At 41.8% G+C, this 20,392-nt stretch carries 15 protein-coding genes; 3 read left to right on the plus strand and 12 right to left on the minus strand.

Annotated elements, in window-relative coordinates; translation table 11 throughout:
* Positions 1-94 precede the first annotated feature (94 nt).
* The 3 genes from GT641_RS12215 to GT641_RS12225 all read right to left on the minus strand — a co-directional run bounded on the left by GT641_RS12215 (position 95) and on the right by GT641_RS12225 (position 5,113).
* On the minus strand, positions 95-2,152 hold the full coding sequence (locus GT641_RS12215) for a hypothetical protein (RefSeq protein WP_161117683.1): 2,058 nt from the start codon (positions 2,150-2,152) through the stop codon (positions 95-97).
* A gap of 172 nt (positions 2,153-2,324) precedes the next feature.
* Positions 2,325-4,001 (minus strand): alpha-glucosidase, encoded by a 1,677-nt coding sequence (locus tag GT641_RS12220; RefSeq protein ID WP_161117684.1) that lies wholly within the window; start codon positions 3,999-4,001, stop codon positions 2,325-2,327.
* Positions 4,002-4,141: 140 nt separating this feature from the next.
* Positions 4,142-5,113: an AraC family transcriptional regulator gene (locus GT641_RS12225; RefSeq protein WP_243143767.1), complete on the minus strand. Its 972-nt coding sequence runs from the start codon at positions 5,111-5,113 to the stop codon at positions 4,142-4,144.
* Positions 5,114-5,269: 156 nt separating this feature from the next.
* Between GT641_RS12225 and GT641_RS12230 the strand changes: the two genes are divergently transcribed.
* On the plus strand, positions 5,270-6,754 hold the full coding sequence (locus tag GT641_RS12230) for a zinc ribbon domain-containing protein (RefSeq protein ID WP_161117685.1): 1,485 nt from the start codon (positions 5,270-5,272) through the stop codon (positions 6,752-6,754).
* Between the two features lie 234 nt (positions 6,755-6,988).
* On the opposite strand, the gene GT641_RS12235 is transcribed toward GT641_RS12230, so the two are convergent.
* The 4 genes from GT641_RS12235 to GT641_RS12250 are packed head-to-tail and all read right to left on the minus strand — an operon-like array spanning position 6,989 to position 14,093.
* Complete coding sequence (locus tag GT641_RS12235; RefSeq protein ID WP_008401999.1) at positions 6,989-8,359, minus strand: FAD-dependent protein; 1,371 nt, start codon at positions 8,357-8,359, stop codon at positions 6,989-6,991.
* Positions 8,360-8,381: 22 nt separating this feature from the next.
* Positions 8,382-9,218: a hypothetical protein gene (locus GT641_RS12240; RefSeq protein ID WP_008402000.1), complete on the minus strand. Its 837-nt coding sequence runs from the start codon at positions 9,216-9,218 to the stop codon at positions 8,382-8,384.
* The gene (locus GT641_RS12245; RefSeq protein ID WP_161117686.1) at positions 9,206-10,501 is read right to left on the minus strand and encodes a DUF5716 family protein; all 1,296 of its coding nucleotides are present in this window, start codon (positions 10,499-10,501) and stop codon (positions 9,206-9,208) included. The genes GT641_RS12240 and GT641_RS12245 overlap by 13 nt, the downstream gene beginning before the upstream one ends.
* Before the next feature lie 25 nt (positions 10,502-10,526).
* On the minus strand, positions 10,527-14,093 hold the full coding sequence (locus GT641_RS12250; RefSeq protein ID WP_161117687.1) for a DUF5717 family protein: 3,567 nt from the start codon (positions 14,091-14,093) through the stop codon (positions 10,527-10,529).
* Between the two features lie 158 nt (positions 14,094-14,251).
* Between GT641_RS12250 and GT641_RS12255 the strand changes: the two genes are divergently transcribed.
* Both GT641_RS12255 and GT641_RS12260 read left to right on the plus strand, forming a co-directional pair.
* Complete coding sequence (locus GT641_RS12255; protein WP_008402003.1) at positions 14,252-15,322, plus strand: histidinol-phosphate transaminase; 1,071 nt, start codon at positions 14,252-14,254, stop codon at positions 15,320-15,322.
* Between the two features lie 41 nt (positions 15,323-15,363).
* Complete coding sequence (locus GT641_RS12260) at positions 15,364-16,005, plus strand: orotate phosphoribosyltransferase (RefSeq protein WP_044945666.1); 642 nt, start codon at positions 15,364-15,366, stop codon at positions 16,003-16,005.
* Between the two features lie 68 nt (positions 16,006-16,073).
* On the opposite strand, the gene GT641_RS12265 is transcribed toward GT641_RS12260, so the two are convergent.
* The 5 genes from GT641_RS12265 to GT641_RS12285 form a co-directional block, all read right to left on the minus strand.
* Positions 16,074-16,463 (minus strand): HEPN domain-containing protein, encoded by a 390-nt coding sequence (locus GT641_RS12265; protein ID WP_008402005.1) that lies wholly within the window; start codon positions 16,461-16,463, stop codon positions 16,074-16,076.
* Complete coding sequence (locus GT641_RS12270) at positions 16,456-16,782, minus strand: nucleotidyltransferase domain-containing protein (RefSeq protein ID WP_044945669.1); 327 nt, start codon at positions 16,780-16,782, stop codon at positions 16,456-16,458. Before GT641_RS12270 ends, GT641_RS12265 begins: the two co-directional genes overlap by 8 nt.
* 405 nt (positions 16,783-17,187) lie before the next feature.
* On the minus strand, positions 17,188-18,786 hold the full coding sequence (locus GT641_RS12275; protein WP_161117688.1) for an ABC transporter substrate-binding protein: 1,599 nt from the start codon (positions 18,784-18,786) through the stop codon (positions 17,188-17,190).
* Entirely contained in the window at positions 18,779-19,591 is an 813-nt protein-coding gene (locus GT641_RS12280) for an ABC transporter permease (protein WP_008402011.1), read from the minus strand. Before GT641_RS12280 ends, GT641_RS12275 begins: the two co-directional genes overlap by 8 nt.
* Positions 19,591-20,388 (minus strand): ABC transporter permease, encoded by a 798-nt coding sequence (locus tag GT641_RS12285; RefSeq protein ID WP_021943440.1) that lies wholly within the window; start codon positions 20,386-20,388, stop codon positions 19,591-19,593. Before GT641_RS12285 ends, GT641_RS12280 begins: the two co-directional genes overlap by 1 nt.
* Between the last annotated feature and the right edge of the window lie 4 nt (positions 20,389-20,392).

Here is a 20,392-nt window from a genome sequence, read left to right on the forward strand (position 1 = left end):
CATTAGGATGGAAATCTCCAAATCAGGTACTAAAGGATTATCTGGCATCTGTGTAACATATGTTTGACAAACCTACATTTTAAACGTAATCTTGCTATTTTTCATACATCAATACTCTTTCCCACGGCATAAGTGTCGCTCCATCATCCTCCGGGAAACATGCACTCATCTGATCCGATATCACCTTTAACTTTTTCCGTATTCTTTCATAGCTAAAGAATCCATTATCATTCTGCTGATCCGTCATGGCATATTCAAATACTCTCGCACGGTCTTCATTTGGAAAGCTTTTTGAGTAGGTATCAATAAATGCAATCTCTGACGCATCACCGGATGAAAATGCAACATAGGTATTGTCATAGCTATTTTCATTTGCAATATAATCGTAATCATAATCGAATCCATCCGGGTTGCACTCCGACCAAATTCCTTCATCAAACCAACAGCCGGTGTAATTCATATGGTTCTCGATCGCATGGAAGATCTCGTGGTGGATCGTGCTGATATAGGAGGACTGATCATTGATATCAATAACCAGAAATGTGTCATTCTCCAGAGTATTCTGAACTCCGGCAGCTGTTGTAAGTGCCGTTTCATCTGTTCCTATGATCGCACCTGCCAGATAGATCTTTAATATGCTTCCATATCCATCATCCAGATTTTTCAACATCCGATCCGGATATTTCTTCAACTCATTCTTCAGAACTTCCAATGACTGAGCAGTCAGAAGTGCATTGTCTGATGCCTCATACCGGTAGATATCCTTGCTGCACTCCGTCACTTCATCAAATATATGTATCTCTACACCATTTTGACCTCCGATATCCTTTGCCTGCTGCCGCAGCTCCTGCTTCAGCTCATCGGACGGATGATCCAGATAACTCCATGGATAACGGTAGACTCTGGAATCACCGGAAATGCTGCGCGCATCGTTCAGATTCCATATGTATATTTTCGGTGTGAGTCCGCTCGTTGAAAATACAAAGAAGTTGTATGTATCTATATAAGTACCTTGATCGATATAGATATAATTTGTTTCATCAAACGGAAATGTTACTGCAAGTCTGCTTTCACATTTACCGGTATCCACATTATAGATCCGGAACTGCAGCTTCTGTGTATTCGTCTCCTGCGACTGGCTGGAACTGCCATACATAGCCAGACCATGTTCTACATCGCAGCCAACCTGAAAATCACCTGTATTATCCGGGAACAAAATACCCGCTTCTTCCCCGGAAGTTTCTCCATACACCTGATAGACCTGACCATCCGCATATACCGATGCGTAGTACTTATCCCCACTTCCTTCAAATTGCACGATATCATAATCACCGGTTTCTTTTATATCTTCACCGGTCACACTATAACATCTGACCTCCACACGTTCTGCCGTATTATCATATGCCGACACCACCAGATACTCCGGTTCTTCCGCATATCCTAGCAGCGTTGTATCTTTTCCTTCTCCTGAATATGCCAGACACACCTCTGACTCTTCCCCTGACCGCAGATCATATTCATAGATCTGTTCATCCTCTGCATTTGTATAGAAGAAGCCGGTGAGATCCTTTGACATCAGATAACTGTCCGGTGTCCCTTTTTCGATTGGCATAACAGACTCATTATCCAACAAGGATCCATAACGGATCAGCTCTTTGTTGCCTTTATCATAGAGAACCACCTCATCGGTTCCATTTGAAAATACATCTGACGCATATGTATTCTTCGGGCAGCTTACAACCGCTTTCTGCCTGAGATCCGCCAGATCATATAGTGCCAGATAACCGTCTTCTCCTACGCAATACTGGATTCCAAGAGCATCCCCAAAAGCAAACATCTTATTGATGTAAATATTATCTTCCTCTACTTTTATATCCAGTTGATACAGATTTGTATATCCGGATACCTTTGCCTGCTTGTAGTATTCCCCCGAGACGATCGATTTCCACTCTTCTTCTGTGGTCGGTTCTTCGGTTGTCGTCTGTGAGCCATCTGCCCTGTCAGTATTTTCTTCTGTCAGATACCTGGAAGTTGTTCCCCCATTCTGATCCCCACCTGTCACCTGACAGCCTGTTATCTGTCCAAGTGTCATGCTGATAACCAGCACTCCTGCCAGCCATCTGCCGATACCTTCCCTGTAATTCCTTCTCATATATACACCCCATTTCTATGCCATTATAATACCCCTAATTTATTTCCACTTTTTAACAGAATATCATATATTAATTTCCTTGTAACTAATAAAAACCATCAAAATGATGGTTTTTAAGCGCTGTTTCGCCATCATTTTAATGGTTTTATATGTTGATCAATTATTCAAAGCATTATCCCAGGATCACTGCCTGCCCGGAGCTTAACCGTATACGGTTGCCATTTAAGCATACGTCATTCTTATTATCTAACAAAACGTGAAGCTTCGGCTGCTCATTTGCAGTCAGCAGATCAACCGTGATATCTTCTCTGCTGTAATTCGTTATAATGTAAACGGTCTGGTCTTCCGTCTTTCTTGCATATGCAAATATTCCATCCTTCTCCACAAACATTGGAACGACCTTGCCATAGGTAAATACTTCTTTGTAGTCCTCGGACTTACGAAGTGCGATCAGCTTCTGGTAATAGTACCATACTGAATCTTCCCTGCCAAGCTGTTCTTTTACATTGATCTCTTTATAATTTGGATTTACAAAGAGCCATGGTGTTCCGGTTGTAAATCCTGCCTGTGCAGAATCATCCCACTGCATTGGTGTTCTAGCATTATCTCTGCTGTTCTCATAGCAGGCTTCCATCGCTTCTTCTACCGTGCAGCCAGCATCGATTGCAACTGCATATTCATTCTTTGTACTAATATCATTGTAATCATCGATCGAAGCCATATGACAGTTACGCATACCGATCTCCTGTCCCTGATAAATAAACGGAATACCACGCAGCATAACACTGATCGTTCCCAGTAATTTGATTCCGTCTTCATTCTGAAGGTAATCCGGCAGATAACGGCTCGCACCTCTCGGCTCGTCGTGATTCTCTATAATATTTGCAAGGAAGCCAACATCTTCACATTCCTTCTGTGCATGGAAGATCACCTTTTTCAGATCATCAAATCCGACCTTCTTCGCATCGTACCAGCCATGATCGCCAAAGGTCATCTCATGCGCTGAGAAATCAAACATCGTTGAAAAATGTCCGTCGTCACCGATAAATTCTTCCAGCTCATCCTTCTTCATATTGAATACTTCAGCAACTGTAAACGCATCGTACTTTTCAAATGTATGCTTCTTCAGATCCTCTAACAGTTCACCAACGCCATCGACGCCCTCAACCATACGGAAGATTCCTGTCATTCCATCTGGTCCGTCCGGCTCATAATCCGGAAAACTCAGATCTTTCTTGATATTGATGATCGCATCGATACGGAAACCCGCAACGCCCTTATCCAGCCACCAGTTGATCATGGTATATAATTCATTTAATACCTCAGGATTGTTCCAGTTCAGATCCGGCTGTTCCTTTGCAAACATATGAAGATAATAATAGTCCGTTCCTTCTACCTTTTCCCATGCACTTCCACCAAAATAAGACCGGTAATTGCTTGGCGGATTGCCGTCTTTTCCCTTACGGAAATAAAAATAATCGCCATATTTACCCTCCGGATCTTTTAATGCTTTCTGGAACCATTCATGCTGATCAGAACAGTGATTAATAACAAGATCCATAATGATATACATATCCCGCTTCTTCGCTTCTGCTAACAACTCATCGAATTCTTCCATCGTTCCAAAGATCTCATCGATCTTATAATAATCTGAAATATCATAACCCTGATCGACAAATGGAGACTGATAGATCGGAGATAACCAGATAATATCGATTCCCAGACTTTTCAGATAATCTAAATGATCGATCACGCCACGAAGATCACCGATTCCATCTCCATTTGTATCCTGAAAACTCTTTGGATATATCTGATATGCTACTTTACCATGCCACCATTTTCTTTTCATTATAAAAACCTCCTGTGTTCCTTTTATACTGTCTGTATCTGTTCCACCATCGGATACAGATACTCGTTCTTTTTACACTTTAATTACAGTATACGGAATACAAAGAGGTTTTCTATCTTTAAATTGACTATTTTATTGTACTATTTTGACTTTTTACGATATTCGGAAGGTGTCATGTTCTTCTCCTTTTTAAAGCGTCTGATAAAATATCCGATATTGTCAAATCCACAGGCAGATGCAATATCTATGATCTTATCCTCTGTCTCTGCAAGTGCCGTTGCCGCTTTCTCCACACGGATCACATTGATATATTCTGTGATCGTCTTCCCGATATTCTTCTTAAAATACCGGCAAAAATACTGTTCATTCATATTGACCAGCTCCGCCAGTTCAGACAGGCGGATCGACGAACCGTAATGCTCCCCGATGTATTGCAACACCTTTTTCAGATTCTCTACCGTCCCGGATTCTTCCCTGCCTTCCCTGACCTGTCTTGTAAGCAGGTCATACTTATATGCAACTGCGATCAGCTCTAACATCTTTGCCTTGATATTCAAATAGAGCATATTTTTCTGTAGATTCTGTTTCGGTTCTCCTGGCATGTTCTCACGCGTTATTGAAGAATCCTGATGCTGCGCTTTCTTCGTATCATATTCTTCCATCTGCCTGAGCATCTGTTCGATCTCTTTATAACAAGCACTTAATTCTTCAAATGCCGCATCCCCGCTCTGGCACAGAACCGGCATCCGAAGCTTTCCTTCTGCAAGCGGGCCAAGCACCTTCGCCTCCGCCGCATCATACCGTTCAAAGCACAGGATATCAAGAGGGAACACAACCGCACTTTCTATACCATCCTTTTCCAGGATCAGTGCATGCAGTTCTTCCGGATGGATGCACATAAATGCCGGTGCATGAACCTGATACTCCTTTGTATTTATCCATACCGGGAAATCGCCTTTTTGAAAATAGAGCCATTCCATTTCCTCATGCCAATGCGGAACCACATGCCACTCATTTTCTCCGTTCCATTCGTACAAAGCAATCGGATACTGCACCGTTCCATGTGTTCTATTCTCTTTTAACGATGTATTTGCCGTTTCCTGCTTTTTCATGCTTTGGTCCTTTCTTATTTTATGCTGAACATCTTCTATATTTCATTATACACTTTTCCTATATGGGACAAATGGTTTTATATCGTACATTGCATTTATTTTCTTATAATTTCCCCCATATTACCCAATGATCAAATTTTTAACAGGAGAAAAAGAATGGATATACTCCCACCAATATCAAATATCAAACGAAATCATCCGGTCTCACTGCCGGATGCCACTCTGTTCCCTAAAAGCATCGGCGTTCTGGCAGCAGGAATTCTGTCTGCCTCTGTATACACCTGCGAGATCGATCGTACGCCAAGATTTATTTTCCTTGGAATCGGCATCGTACTGATCATAATTGCCGTTATATTACTGATACGCTATATAAAACAGGTGACCGCATTTAAGAAATACAAACCTTCATGGGAAAAACACAAAAGCATTTATGATGATTTTGCCATAGAGTTGAATCACTGGTATGATTCCGGCCTTCCGCCAAAGAGCTGTGACGGTGATACCTCCTACGCCCTCCACCTGCAGAAGGAACGTCTGAATCGCAAAGGTATCCAAATGATCCACTACACAACGCCTGCCAAAGACACCAATGGCACCTCTTATCTTACAAGAAACACGGTCTGGTATTCCGTTGATACCATGGACGAAAGGATCAACCGGCATCTGCGATTTGAAAATACATCCGGCACCATATATGACCGGAAATCAGATGATATCATGTATGAGGTGGTTGTGCATACACCAAATGAAGCAGAGCTTCATCATATGACCATGACCTGTCCGAACTGTGGCGCTGTCAATCCGGTTGCTGCCCTGACACAGGGTTGCCCATACTGCAGCACCGTTTTCCAGATAAAGGATCTGTTCCCGCGTGTCACGAATACCTATTTTATCCGGAATAATGCTTCCATGAAAAATGTAAACAAACGAGGCTCCACCATATGGATCACTATTCTGGTTGTATTTCTATTTACTTTTATTTCCTTTCTTTCAGACTGGGAGAATCCGATTCCTGCCAGCCTGATCATGTCCTATTTTGTCACACTGATCTTCGGCGGCATCACCGGACTTATGCTTTCATCCATTCTTTTGATCATTAAGCAGTTCAATCGTGACGGTCGAAAACGTATTCCATTCTGGTCTTATGTGACAGCAAAGGGAAAGATCTCACGAGCATTTGCGCCTTATGATCCTGTTTTTTCTTTCGAGAAATTTGAAGGCCAGATCATCTCCCTGATCCGCATGACCGTTCTGGCAGATCACCCGGAAAACCTTGCTTTCTATCGTGGTTCTTCTTTTGATCCATATTTTCAGGATATCATCGAGATGACCTACATGCAGGCTTTAACTGTCAATGATATCCACATGGAGGGAAGTGAACTGTGCCTGAATCTTCGTACCTGGTGGATCAACTACAGTGAACATGATGGCGCCATAAACCGTCGGGGCGACTGTATCGACGTATCCCTCCGACGTAATACCGCCTACATGGAACCGCCCGGTTTCTCCATTACTTCCGTCCACTGCCCTGCCTGTGGCGCAAGCTTCGATTCCGTACGCCAGCGCATCTGCCCTTACTGTGGCAATGACTACCATATGGAAAATGCAGGCTTTGTCATTGAAAAGCTGGAGCTGTCTTAATGCCTTCGTCCACATACAATACGAACCCCTCTATAATGACGTGCCGGATTTTCTATTCTCTGCACATGCCTGATTCGTAAATACTCCTGTGCTAACTCGTCTTCGGCTCAGACAAGCACTCGTATTTACTGGCAATGTGCAGTTCATAACGAAAATCCGTCAATGTCATGTATAGGGGGATTCATATTATATGTTAGCGGATGCCATTAGGACAGCTCCAGCTTTTATTCAATCCTATTCTTCTCCAATGATATGGCGGGCAACATAGACACCGCTGGCGGAGGCATGGGACAACGAATGCGTTACGCCACTGCCATCTCCGATCACATATAAGCCCTTGTGGCAGCTTTCCAGATTCTCATCCAACTCCACTTCCATGTTGTAGAACTTAACCTCTACACCATATAACAGAGTATCATCATTTGCTGTTCCCGGTGCTACCTTATCCAGTGCATAGATCATTTCCATGATTCCATCTAAGATACGCTTTGGAAGAACAAGACTCAGATCACCCGGTGTTGCCGTTAAGGTCGGTGTTACCAGCCCTTCTTCAATACGCTTCACGGTACTTCTTCTGCCTCGAACCAGATCTCCAAATCTCTGTACAATTACACCACCGCCCAGCATATTAGATAATCTTGCGATACTCTCACCATATCCGTTACTGTCTTTAAACGGTTCTGAAAAATGCTTGGAAACCAGAAGTGCAAAGTTTGTATTCTCTGTCTTCTTCTCATCACCCTCATAGCTGTGTCCGTTTACAGTGATGATACCATTCGTATTCTCATTTACCACAATTCCATTTGGATTCATACAGAAGGTTCTGACATTATCTTCGAATTTCTCCGTACGATATACAATCTTGCTTTCATATAATTCATCCGTCAGATGTGAGAAGATAACTGCCGGGAGCTCCACACGGACTCCGATATCGACGCGGTTGGATTTTGTAGGGATCTCAAGCTCCTTACATACCTTTTCCATCCATTTGCTTCCGCTTCGTCCAACGGATACGATACATTTATCACAGTCGAATTCACCCTTATCGCAGATGATACGATAACCACCATCAATAACCTGTACTGTATCAACCGGTGTATCAAAATAAAAGTCTATATGATCCTTCATCTGATCATACAGATTCTGAAGAACAACATAGTTGATATCAGTTCCCAGATGGCGAACCGACGCATCCAAAAGCTTCAGCTTGTTCTGAAGACAAAGCTTCTTGAACTTCGTTCCGGCGGTTGAATAAAGCTTTGTTCCCTCGCCGCCATTTTCCATGTTAATCTCATCTACATACTTCATCAGATCAACAGCTTTCTGCTTACCGATATATTCATACAGTGTTCCACCGAAATCATTTGTGATATTGTATTTTCCATCTGAGAATGCACCTGCTCCGCCAAATCCACACATGATCGAGCAATGCTTACAGTTAATACAATTCTTGATCTTATCGCCATCGATCGGACATTTTCTCTTTTTTAAGGTATATCCTTCCTCGAATACAGCAATCTTATACTCCTGTTTCTTCTTCATCAGTTCATATGCCGCAAAGATTCCTCCCGGTCCTGCACCGATAATAATCACATCATACTTCATACACAACTTTACCTTTCATTTATCAGACAAGCTGATCCCGGAATTCGTCTTTTAATTCCGACAGGATCGTATCCATACGTCTGTCATAATCTTCAATATGTCCATGAAGTCGGTTATAAACCGCTTTCTGGACTTTATTGTAGATTGGAAGCTCCCGCACATCTTCTTTAGAATCGCCAACTTCACTCATCAGATCCTCTAGGAAGTTCGCAGGAAGTCCCCGCTTCTTAATCTCTTTTTCAAGTGTCGCGGTATCCACCGTAACTGCCAGCACACAGAAATATTCGATCAGGGATTCCTCGTTCTTATTTAACGAATATGCCTTAATAAAACAGCTCTTTGCTTCATCAAGCTGAAGATTTCCGGCCAGAGCAACTGCTTTATTATGATATACATTTCCGAGGAATTCATCCTCCTGTTTTTCTTTTTCCAGATAGCAGATAACCTCATCATAGATCGCACCCGCTTTTATATAATGCTTGTACCGCAGATATCCATCCGCCCGCAGCTTCTCGACTTCGTATGATTTTAACGTACGAAGCTTCTGGCATTCCGCCATAAACTGTCGTACTTCTTCACTGCTGTAATATCCGCCATACACTAGGATCTCCACCATGATATCCTGAACAAATGCATGCTTGTCAAGTAATGTATCGATCTTGTCTGCAAGTTCTGTGAGATCAAGCTCCCTCCTGATCCATGCCGACAATCTCGCCGATACATCTTCTTCCCCAACCAGCACCATATTATTATACAGGTAATAACACAATTCCTCGTAGGAATATACAGATACCTTGGTATTCAGGAACGTATATGGATTCTGTGCAGTTTTTGTATTACATACAATTATTTTTCCCATTTCAGGTCAAATTCCTTCCTATATATCTTATTTGTGGTCGGAAACATCGTTCCAAATCCTTCATCCCTGATAACAACCGCTCCCTTTTCCGCACTGTAGAATTCCGCTTCCAGTGAGATCTTGGTCGTCTTCGGCGGACGCTTCGGCAGTCCGTGGATCTCGATATGCTCCTTATCATAATCTCCTGTCAATATGTTGCGATAGATCAGCTCCACCTGATTCGATTCGTCCGGAAAGATATATAATTTTCCCTTTGTGTGGAACCATTCCTGTCCTCCTCTGGTGATCGGCACAAATGTCTTGCTGTCATCATTTAAACTGATACCTATATCAAAGCCAACTGTATATTCCGACCGGATCAGATAACGGTCAAGCACCTTGCTGTGCCGGTCGCCAAATGCCCGGTAGCAGGCTCCCTTTGTATAGATATTCTGACCGACAAATACCCGTCTTCCCTGACAGAGGATCGTCGCCGACTCCTTCAGCCAGTTATCCGCAAAGCCAATTCCGGTCAGGAACACCGAGGACACATAAGTCTCTGCCAGAAGCTCCTGACAGATTGCTGCGAACTGCTCATCCAACTCCTCATCGTCCTTCTTAAACGCTGAAAATGTCAAGCGGTCTTTCAGGTTCTGATGAAATACATCTACGATCTCCGGTGATTTGTTATGCGTAATATCGAATCTGTAATAATCAAGTCCGCTGCTGTTAAAATCAAACAGCACCACACTGTTATTTCTTAATGACTCCGGCTGATTAAAGATGTAATAAATTCCACTGTCTATATGGCTTGTAATCTCAAACTGTTCATCACTCAGATGAAGTGCTTTCTGTAACTCCTGCACTGCCTTGATGATATGAATATCTGCATCTGCGATCGTTACTACCAGCCGCCTGATCTCATAGCTTTCAAACTGTTTTGTAAATTCCCGGATATGAAGCAGCAGCATTTTGACCAGAAGGTCTTTTGCTTTATAACCTGTTCCATAGATCTCCGTGTCCTCGTTGATGATCGTCTTCTGGTAAATACGGTCAACCACCACGCCATCTTCCTTGAACCGTTTTCCTGCAGCCACCGCTCCGACACTCCAACCGGATTCATCCTTTGCTCCGGTTCCGTCTTTATATTTATCTGTATAAAACATAATATTTGGAAGCAGATATGTATCTTTGGAATCGCTGTGACAGATTGATTCCGGTACTCCTTCATCCAGCTTATAATAACTTAACTGTGTATACTCCGGACTCAGATCCAATCCCAGATATAATGGATGTTCCGTCATGTTATCTCCTCCTGTTTCTGCTGTCTTATAACAATATCAGATTCTCCTCAAAGAAATGTGTGTTATTCAGATAGGTATCCATCGCCTGGATCAGCTCCTGATCATTTCTTGTCTCCTGACTGATCAGCATACTGTTGATCAGCTCAAATCGATTACTGTTCTTCTTATGACATGTTGTATTCTTTAAAATATCACTCTCAACGATGGATGAATTACCGCTCTCCGCACCATCAATGGAATATAACAGCGTCTCTCCGTGGAACACAACAAATTCCTTGATATAGATTCCCGGTATGATCTCATTCATTCGCTCCGATTTGTAATGTGCCATACTGTTGCTTTCCTGTCCGAAGCTGTAGCTTACCCAGATCTGTCTGCCGCTCTCGCCCTTAAAGATCAGATAGGTCTTAAACTTCATATCATACGGCAACGTTACAAAGGATGCAAATTCTTTAAAGAACGGCAAGATCTTACTGCTGTCTATAAAATGACGAACTGTATTCCGGATCCATTCCTTCTGTTCTGCCGAGAACCGTCCACCGCAACCTGCAAAATAAGAGAGCAGCGCCATCTCTGAAATCTCATCTGTAATGTTCTTCTTCTCCACCTCTTTATACAGACATTCCATGATATCCGCAGGAATCTTCAGATCCTTGATAATATACTGGTATGCACAGAACCGTAAAAATGCCTTGACTACCATGCCCCTGCTTCTACCTGCGTAATAAAGCGCAAAAATATCAAAGATTGCCTCTGTATAAGCATCTGCAAACATCATCTGTGCCAAGATATTCTCTGCAAGCATATCAATATCACGATAATTTGTGTTAACTGCCTTAAACAGCTCTGCCATTTCCTCTAACGAGCCATTATAGTTATTGATCAGGAATGCCAGAACCTTCTGTGTCGCATACCCCCTCCGGTACAGATATACACAAATGGATAATAACGTCCTGTCATCATCATAGCGCTTATCGGATATTCCGAATTCCGCGATCCGTATCAGTTCATCCACATCCACATCTACATATCCAAACCGATGGATTCCGTTAAATGCCTGCTCATACATCCGTAAAGAAATGTAATATGTAATGATCCGGGAAGCGTCCTCTACTTCCACATAATCCAGATCAATTCGTGACAGATATTTATATAAAATATCCGCATCATAATTCTCATGATAATACTCAACCATATGGCGGAGTGCTCTCTGCCGGATCAGATAACTGATATTCGGGCAGTTAGAGATATCACGCGCCAGATTGATCTCGGATGCATCCTTATATGAAAAGCTGTCTATATCGTTATACTCAAATAATAACAGGCGGTAATCCTTCGGATTATACTCTTTACAGATATCCAGATAATTTTCTTCTCCGACAACCGGCTCAAGCCGGTATGGTACCGTATTGATATATCTGCAGCCCCGACTGTCAAGTAATGTAATGATAGCGGATTCTGACACGATCTCTACATAAGCTTCTCCATCAATCACATCCACCTGTTCACTCTTTTCCAGTTCCTCATGTGTTACAACCACTGATACAATATTCTTATTCCGACAGGTCAGCTTCTGCTTGAATATGATATTAATTAACTTTGATGCAAATTCCGGCTTCACGCTCTCCGGCTCCAGAAATTCTTCATAAATAACCGTCAGATCATCACTCACTTCTCCGTCGATGATCTTCTTCTCCATGAAGTTCTCGATCGCCGGAATATACTCATGGAACACATTCATATTCTGTGCCTTATTCATGATGACATTTGCATAGAGATACGCCAGCTCTTCATCATCTAACGTATTCTTGTAATTGAAATAACGGAGAATGGATTCCGGTATCGGCTGATACGTCTTCTTATCCATGCTCTTTAAGAAGCCCTCATACAAACCAACATATTTAATTCCTGCATTTGCCGCATCCTGATAATATACATGATACTCTTTATCACATTTTTTAAATCTGAGAAGAATTTCACATATCGTATCCAGTGTCATACGATCATGCTTTGCTGCATAGATATTCTCCAGCATCTTGAATGCGTGAATATCAAAGAGCTTCATTCTTGCAGCCGTCTTTACGAATTCCATAATGACATCTTCGGATACAAACTCATGCCGCATACCCCATCGGATAGCTGAGATCTCAAGCGGTGCGATCCGTTTCATCATAAGCGGCTGCTTATTGAACATATCACATATTTCAAAGTAAATAACTGGGCTGTTTACACCCTCATTATATAATTTCCGGATATCCTCATAGAGATTCCATTTATCCTCTGTATAACTGTAGTCCACAAATAACAGCAGCCAGAAATAAAACAGCTTGTCCTTCTCCTGTTCCAGTCGTCCGCGGACAAGTCTTGCCGTGCTGTCGATCATGTCCTTATCCTTTGTCAGAAGTGCTTTCAGATAACTGTAATAACACTTCTCCATGCTGCCTGCCTCGTTCAGATCGGCATCTGCATCGATACGAACAAATTCCTGTTTTACATATTCCGTCTTGCCCTCTAACAGCTTCATATGAAGCAGTCCCAGACGGTAGATATTATCCTCCGGTCTGTATTTGACCAGTGTTTCCAGTGCCTCTGTCGAACGTTTCGTGTAATCAGCAAGTGACATCTTATCCGTACGGAAATCAATGTATGCTTTTGCCAGTGCCTCATGGCCTTTCTTGATCATGAAATTCACATGACGGTTTTTCGGCTCTGTTCTCTGAACTTCCGGCTTCTTGATGCTGACCTTTACACTGATATTCTGCAGGGTATTATTAAAATGGATATAACCCGCTGATACCCCTTCCGGGATCTTCGTCGGATCGATCAGGAAGTTCAGCTCATAATTATTTCCAGTGAAATCCTGACCTGTGATCCTGGTTGCTTCCGGAATCAGGAAATCGCTGTCTGATGTAATATAGGTATGGGTATAACCCCAGGTGTTCTTATTTACGGAGATCGTTGCCCGAACCAGCTCATCCGGCATCTCGATCAACAGCTCACGCTGCTTTGCTGTCAGTGTAAGCACACGTTTCTTATGGGTATATACAAGGAATTCTTCCATTGCCTGATTGATGGATAACGATTTCTTCAGACTCTCATAGACACCCTTAATGATCGCGTCATCCCCTAAAAAGGTACGCACGAATTCCGGGCTGTCAAAGATCTGAACTGCTACATCCCAGTGCTCCTCTGCGAAGGTCGCGAACTGGAACAAATCCTCGATCCGTTTGTCTTCTACCAAAACATAAGGCGGAACAACCTCTACGCTATACGGGATCTTATATTCTCCACCATCCGTTATGATGTTGATATGTCCTTTGAAGCTCTTGCCCTCTTCGATTCCGCGGGCATCAAAAGAAAAGGCAACCGTATTCCGTCTGCCTACAAATGTATGACTCTTGAAATCGAACAGGTATCTGCTGTCATATACCATCAATTTGATCGGTACATCATTCTTCGACACCACCTTAAAGGTTCCCTGAAATATGGAGCCGGCTTCCACAGCCAGTTCCAGCTTTGCAATGGAAATATCAATATCCGGTCTTTCTACATTGAATTCTCCTCTGGCGTACTGTTCTACGATCCCTTTCATCTGGTTCTCCTTGCTTTCGTAATCATTTTATTAAAACTCATGTATTTTTCTTGTAATTAAATCCCCGAATCGGTATAATTATATAAAAACATATATTTTGATTATAGCAAAATAAATAGTTTTTTGAAACATTATATATGGAAAAAGAGGAATTTTTTATGGGAAAAAGTACATCACATCTTTCTGGAAGCAATCTGCTCTCCCAGAATGAATCTGTAAGATTTGACCTGAACATGAATCCGCTCGGGGTTCCGGATTCTGTCAAAAATGTCATTCTTAACAGCATCGAAGATCTGAAGCGTTACCCGGATGGCTCATATACAAGATTAAAGGAAAGTATCGCAGGCTATTCAGGTGCGGATCCGGACGATATCATTGTCGGAAGCTGCTCATATGAATTTATCAAACTCCTGATCGAATTCAACAGTCCAAAGCATGCTGTTCTTCTTTCACCGGGAGCACACAACTATGAGAAGGTCCTGAAAATGAACGGCTGTGATATCACATACTATCAGTTATCCGAAGAAGAAAACTACGAACTGGATATTGCGGATTTCATCTCTACGTTAAATGAATCCATTGATATGGTATTTATCTCGAATCCAAACGGAACAACATCACAGGTCATCGACCGCGAATCTCTGGAATTCATCGCAAAGATCTGTACAGGAAATGATATTGCACTGGTCGTTGACGAGGAGTATATGGATTTCGTTCAGGATAAGGATGATTGCACCGCTATTCCGCTGGTTAAGGAATATGACAATCTCTACGTTCTCAGAAATACAAGCAAATTCTTTGCAGTACCCGGACTTCGATTAGCCTATGCAATTACATCAAATCCGGTATTTAAAAAGACAATGTCGATCACAGGATTTCCTTATGCGATCAATACACTTGCAGAGGCAGCCGGCATCGATATGTTCAAGGATGCTTCTTATATAAGCAAAACCCAGACACTGATGAAGACGGAACGGAATCTGGTCTATTCTGCACTGGCAAGCCGCAAGACGATCAAGCTCTATAAGCCGGATGCGAATTTTATTCTGGTCAAATTACTGAAAAAAGACATTTCCGCACAGACGGTTGTGGATCATTGTCAGAGTAAGGGATTGTATATCAGAAGCTGTGCAGATATCACAGGACTGGATAATTCTTATATCCGCTTCTGCTTCATGAATCCGGAACAGAATGATCTGGTCGTAAATACAATTTTAGAGATCGTATAACAACTATATATGTTATTTAAATGAAAGGGTGGTACATACATATGAAACATGACGCAATGAAATTAACATCTTCTTACAACAATCAGTTATACATCAAAGTGATGAACGGTCACTTTGCTACAAACCATTCTCATATCAACCAGTACATTGATATGACAACCCTGAAAGTCAGAGGCACTATGGCTGCTGCCGCTGCCAAATCCATGGGAACCGAATATGTAGCATCAACTATCGTTGATACGATCGTCTGCATGGATGGTACTGAAGTGATCGGTGCTTATCTGGCAGAAACCTTAAGCCAGAACGGTATCACTTCCATGAACCAGCACAAGTCCATCTACGTTGTTACACCTGAGGTTCACAGCTCCGGTCAGTTGATCTTCCGTGACAACCTCCAGCCAATGATCGAAGGCAAGCATGTGCTTCTTCTGATCGCATCTGCTACAACCGGTAAAACGATCAAAAAGAGTCTGGAGTGTATCAAATACTACGGTGGTTCTATCGCAGGTATCTCTGCTATCTTCTCTGTTGCGACAGAGGTTGACGGCTATCCGGTACATGCACTGTTTACCGAAAAGGATCTCCCTGATTACAAGACTTATCCTCATGATCAGTGTCCAATGTGTCAGGCCGGAAACCGCATTGAAGCTATTGTAAACAGCTATGGTTATTCTGAATTATAATTTATAGTATCCAAAATAGAAGCCTGGGAGAAATTTCTCCCAGGCTTCTATTATTATCATTATCTTTATTACTCCTCCAAATATTTTTTTACCTCACCAATAACCAGCTTCGCTGTCTGAAACTGTTCTTCCGCTTTTTCTCGCGACGCAATATAGAAATCATCATAATCACTTTTTTCACGTACTCTTTGTAGCGTTCCAAGCTTTCTTCCTATTTCACGCGGAAATATTTCTTTAGCCACATATTCTTTATTAAAGTATCCCATAACATCTTTATGACGCTTAAAATCAACTGTACTCAACGCCAATATAGCTTTTACTGCATAAAATGCAGCATAGTAAGACCGATTAATCGAATCCTTATACAAACCTTCTTTTAAACAATGTGCTGCTACTTTCAAACTATCTTCAGCTTCAGCAATTCGATAATTACTTAAATTCTTTTGTCTCTCATCCAATTACTATCCCCTCCTTCTCTACATTATCAAAAAACGGCAATGCCCCCAACCAATATTTATAATGTTCCTCATTTTCCAGAACAGGATTAATCACAATGCCTGATTCCAATTCTAATTCAAAAGCAAGATCAAAAATTTTGTTCTCGACTTGTTCTATTTCTTCTTTTGAAAAGGGGGTTAATATCATAACATCAATATCTGAATTTTCCTTATAATCACCACGAGCATAAGAACCATAGACAATAATTTTAGAGAAATTATTTTCCAATATTTTTTTAGTACCCTGTGCAAAGGTCATTAAAACTTCCTGTCTTGTCATAAAATTTTCCTCCTGTTCCTGATTATTTTTATTCATATATTATGTAGTTATAATAACATTTTTTATTTATTAATGCCATTTAAATCTATTATAATCCCAAAATTCCTCAAATATCACTGAAAAATTATTTCATCTTATTATTCATGCTTTGGACAGCTTTCATTCGTCCATTTCTTCGGATTCGTGTCATCCGGTATCAACCCGGTCAGAAAATATCCGTGATAATTTTGCATTATTTGATTTCGCACTGACCTGGTAACGCCCACAAAAAAGAGGAACCCTTCATATCTTGTTCCACAAAAGTCAAATAAAAAACTAACGATTGTGTGTTCAAAACATAAAAGATTCCTATTTTTATTCTTTAAACTTTCTGTCAATCACCGGCACTATACTTGCAACTTACTATTAACTATGGTAATGAGAACGCTTATAATGCACGATGAGCCCTGCTGCCACAAGGATCAATATTACTACAATCACCCACACCTGCGGAGTTACATCCTTAATGTTATAGCAGCGGACATTGATCCACATCTGATTGATCCGTTTGCTGGCATCTGCATCAAAGTACTGCATGATCGCACTTCGCTCGATCGCCGCTTCGTCCGGATACTGGGCATAGAGCTGACGTCTTGTCTGCTCCTCCGGAGCTGTTATGATGTAATCAGGATCCGAATTATCACCACTGAAGAAATAACCAAGCGGATATTCTGTTGTATCTTCTTCTCCATCTTCCGCACCATAATTCCAGTTCAGATAATCAAATACTGTATTATCATCTTCGCCTCCTGCAATAACAGAAGTATATCCGATGTAGTACATATTTCTGACTGCATTGTCCGGTCTTGAAAGAAAGTTCACAAAGCTTTCTGCTACCTGTTGTTTTCTGGCATCTTCATCGATACCATCCTTTAACATCACCCAGCCATCAAACCAGAGATTAGTAGATTCCTTCGGCACGGCGAAATCAAGATAAAGATCATCTTCTTCTGCCTGATCCATCGCATAAACCGCATCACCGGACCACTGATAATTTGCAAGTACCTTGCCGGATACCATATCTGCCTTACCACTGTCTGTCTCAAAGGAATATACATTGTCCTTCATATCCTGAAGCAGATCCTGTACTTCCTGTATCGTTTCCGGGCTGACATCATTCATTACCCGAAGCAGATCATCATGATAAGTATCTGCATTTGTGAATTCCTCTGATGTCAGTTCGTCCTGCTTTAAAATACCAAGTGCCGCAAAATAAGAATCACGCACATTATCCTTGATCGTAACCTGACGTGCAAACTTCGGATTATCCAAGATATTCCATGTACCTGCTTCTTCCTCCGTTATCTCCTCCGGATTATATAAGATACCGGTTACACCCCACATATATCCGGCTGCATATTTGCTCCAGCTCTCACCATTGATCTCATTTTCATCAAAGGTCTGTCTGATATATGGAGATACTCCCTTTGCATAATAATTTTCCTCTATACTCGTGTCATAAAACGAATCCGAAAACGGAACTACTTTTTCTTCTGCCATCAGCTTCATGATCATGTAGTCGGATGGACAAACCAGATCGTATTTATCACCAAGAGTAAGCATGTTATAAAGGTCTTCATTTGTTCCAAAACAGGAATATTCCACCTTTACCTTCTGACCATATGTCTCATAGTACCAGTTCTCAAAATCCGTCACCATGGAATTCTCACCGAAGATCTCGGTTCCATCTTCCAGGTCGATTACTTCGTCCTCATCCCATTCTCCAAGGTCGATATATTCTTCCCAGTTGGATACTCGAAGCACGATCGTATCATCCGACTTCTGTACATCGGCAGCATCTGTCTTTGCTGCATCACTTCCTGTATTATCTGATATGGCAGATGCTTCTGTCTGATCCTGCACATTATTATCTGCCTCCGCATGTACCAGATAAGCCGCAGGTGTAAGCATCATAAGTCCGGCACAGAAGCCGGCAAATCCTTTGAATAACTTCTTCTTATTCATATCTGCCACCTGCCTTTCCGGCTCTCGCCTTTGCCTTTGATGTCATATTCATACCAACAACGATCAGTATAACGATCACGAAGATCACTGTTGATAACGCCCATAAAGCAGTCTTGATCTCTGTCTGAGATCCTTTCGTCGCATTTACGACATAAGTACTGATCGTATCAAAGGTCGCAGGCTTCGTATAGCTTGCAATGAAATAATCGTCTAATGACAGGGTAATTGCCAGTGCAAATCCTGAAATCACCCCCGGCAGGATCTGTGGAAGGACTACTTTTACCAGTGCGGTAAATGGTGATGCACCCAGATCCATAGCTGCCTCATACAGGCTTCCATCCATCTGCTTTAGCTTCGGTACAACTGACAGATAGACAAACGGGGCAGACAGCACAACATGTCCAACGACCAGCGGCACATAGGATTCCTTACTGACACCAAATACTACGATCAGCAGGATACAGATTGAAAAACCGGTTACAACATCTGCATTTACAACCGGAACCTGATTCATCGCAGATACGATCCCCGATGCAAGTTTCTTGGAATAAAATGCACCGATCGCACCCAATGTTCCAAGCAGAGTGGCAATCAATGCAGATCCAACCGCAAGAAGAACCGTACCCCAGATCATATCTGCAAGCTCAGGCTTTGTAAATAACGTAATATAATTCTGAACGGAAAATCCGTGTATTGTTCCGATATTTGCCGAATCCGTAAAACTATAAACTGCAAGGATCAGAATCGGCAGATAGAGGATCACCAACATCAATATAATAAAAACAACCCGAAATCCTTTTTTCATTATAACAATGCACCTCCTCTGTTGTTGTCTTCTCCCTCATATTTATTTGTAAAGAGAGTAAAGATTAATATGATCAACAGAAGCACCAGTGCGATCATGGATCCATTGTGCCAATCGTATGCAGCAAAATAGCTACCTATCAGGCTACCCATAACATAAGTGCTGTTATACAACATATCCAATACAACATAGTTCGTCATAGACGGAAGGAATACCATCACGATACCACTGATGATACCCGGAACAGATAACGGAAGCGTCACCTTTAAAAATGTCTGAACAGAGCTCGCACCCAGATCATTTGCTGCTTCTAACAGACTGTTATCTAACTTCATCAATGTTGTATAGATCGGCAGGATCATAAATGGAAGAAAATCATATACCATACCGATCACGGAATTCAAAAACGGATAATATGCCAGATTATGCTCGATCAACGTCAAGACTTCTTTTAAAGCAGTCAGTCTTAACGTAAAATTGATCCACATCGGAAGAACGAAGATCATAACAATGATCGACTTTTTCTTCCATTCACTTCTGGCAAGTATATAGGCGATCGGGTACGCCAGCAACAAAGCTGCTGCCGTCGATACACAGGCGATCGCAAAGCTGTAGGCAAGGGTTCCGATCGTGTTCGGACTGGTGAAGAATCCTGTCAGGTTCTCCAGCGAAAACTGCCCCTCTCCATTTGTAAATGCATAATATATAATGACTATAAGCGGTGCAACCACAAAGCATATCAGGAACAATGCATATGGCACACACAGTTGTTTTCTGGAAAAACGTAATGTACTCATCTCT

The sequence above is a fragment of the Clostridium sp. BIOML-A1 genome, from assembly GCF_009874105.1.
In the GTDB taxonomy this organism is placed as follows: Bacteria; Bacillota; Clostridia; order Lachnospirales; family Lachnospiraceae; genus Coprococcus.

Bases quoted from the DNA above. Each gene is read 5' to 3' on its own strand.
- GT641_RS12215 (WP_161117683.1), bottom strand. From the start codon at position 2,152: ATGAGAAGGAATTACAGGGAAGGTATCGGCAGATGGCTGGCAGGAGTG.
- GT641_RS12220 (WP_161117684.1), bottom strand. From the start codon at position 4,001: ATGAAAAGAAAATGGTGGCATGGTAAAGTAGCATATCAGATATATCCA.
- GT641_RS12225 (WP_243143767.1), bottom strand. From the start codon at position 5,113: ATGAAAAAGCAGGAAACGGCAAATACATCGTTAAAAGAGAATAGAACA.
- GT641_RS12230 (WP_161117685.1), top strand. From the start codon at position 5,270: ATGGATATACTCCCACCAATATCAAATATCAAACGAAATCATCCGGTC.
- GT641_RS12235 (WP_008401999.1), bottom strand. From the start codon at position 8,359: ATGAAGTATGATGTGATTATTATCGGTGCAGGACCGGGAGGAATCTTT.
- GT641_RS12240 (WP_008402000.1), bottom strand. From the start codon at position 9,218: ATGGGAAAAATAATTGTATGTAATACAAAAACTGCACAGAATCCATAT.
- GT641_RS12245 (WP_161117686.1), bottom strand. From the start codon at position 10,501: ATGACGGAACATCCATTATATCTGGGATTGGATCTGAGTCCGGAGTAT.
- GT641_RS12250 (WP_161117687.1), bottom strand. From the start codon at position 14,093: ATGAAAGGGATCGTAGAACAGTACGCCAGAGGAGAATTCAATGTAGAA.
- GT641_RS12255 (WP_008402003.1), top strand. From the start codon at position 14,252: ATGGGAAAAAGTACATCACATCTTTCTGGAAGCAATCTGCTCTCCCAG.
- GT641_RS12260 (WP_044945666.1), top strand. From the start codon at position 15,364: ATGAAACATGACGCAATGAAATTAACATCTTCTTACAACAATCAGTTA.
- GT641_RS12270 (WP_044945669.1), bottom strand. From the start codon at position 16,782: ATGACAAGACAGGAAGTTTTAATGACCTTTGCACAGGGTACTAAAAAA.
- GT641_RS12275 (WP_161117688.1), bottom strand. From the start codon at position 18,786: ATGAATAAGAAGAAGTTATTCAAAGGATTTGCCGGCTTCTGTGCCGGA.
- GT641_RS12280 (WP_008402011.1), bottom strand. From the start codon at position 19,591: ATGAAAAAAGGATTTCGGGTTGTTTTTATTATATTGATGTTGGTGATC.
- GT641_RS12285 (WP_021943440.1), bottom strand. From the start codon at position 20,388: ATGAGTACATTACGTTTTTCCAGAAAACAACTGTGTGTGCCATATGCA.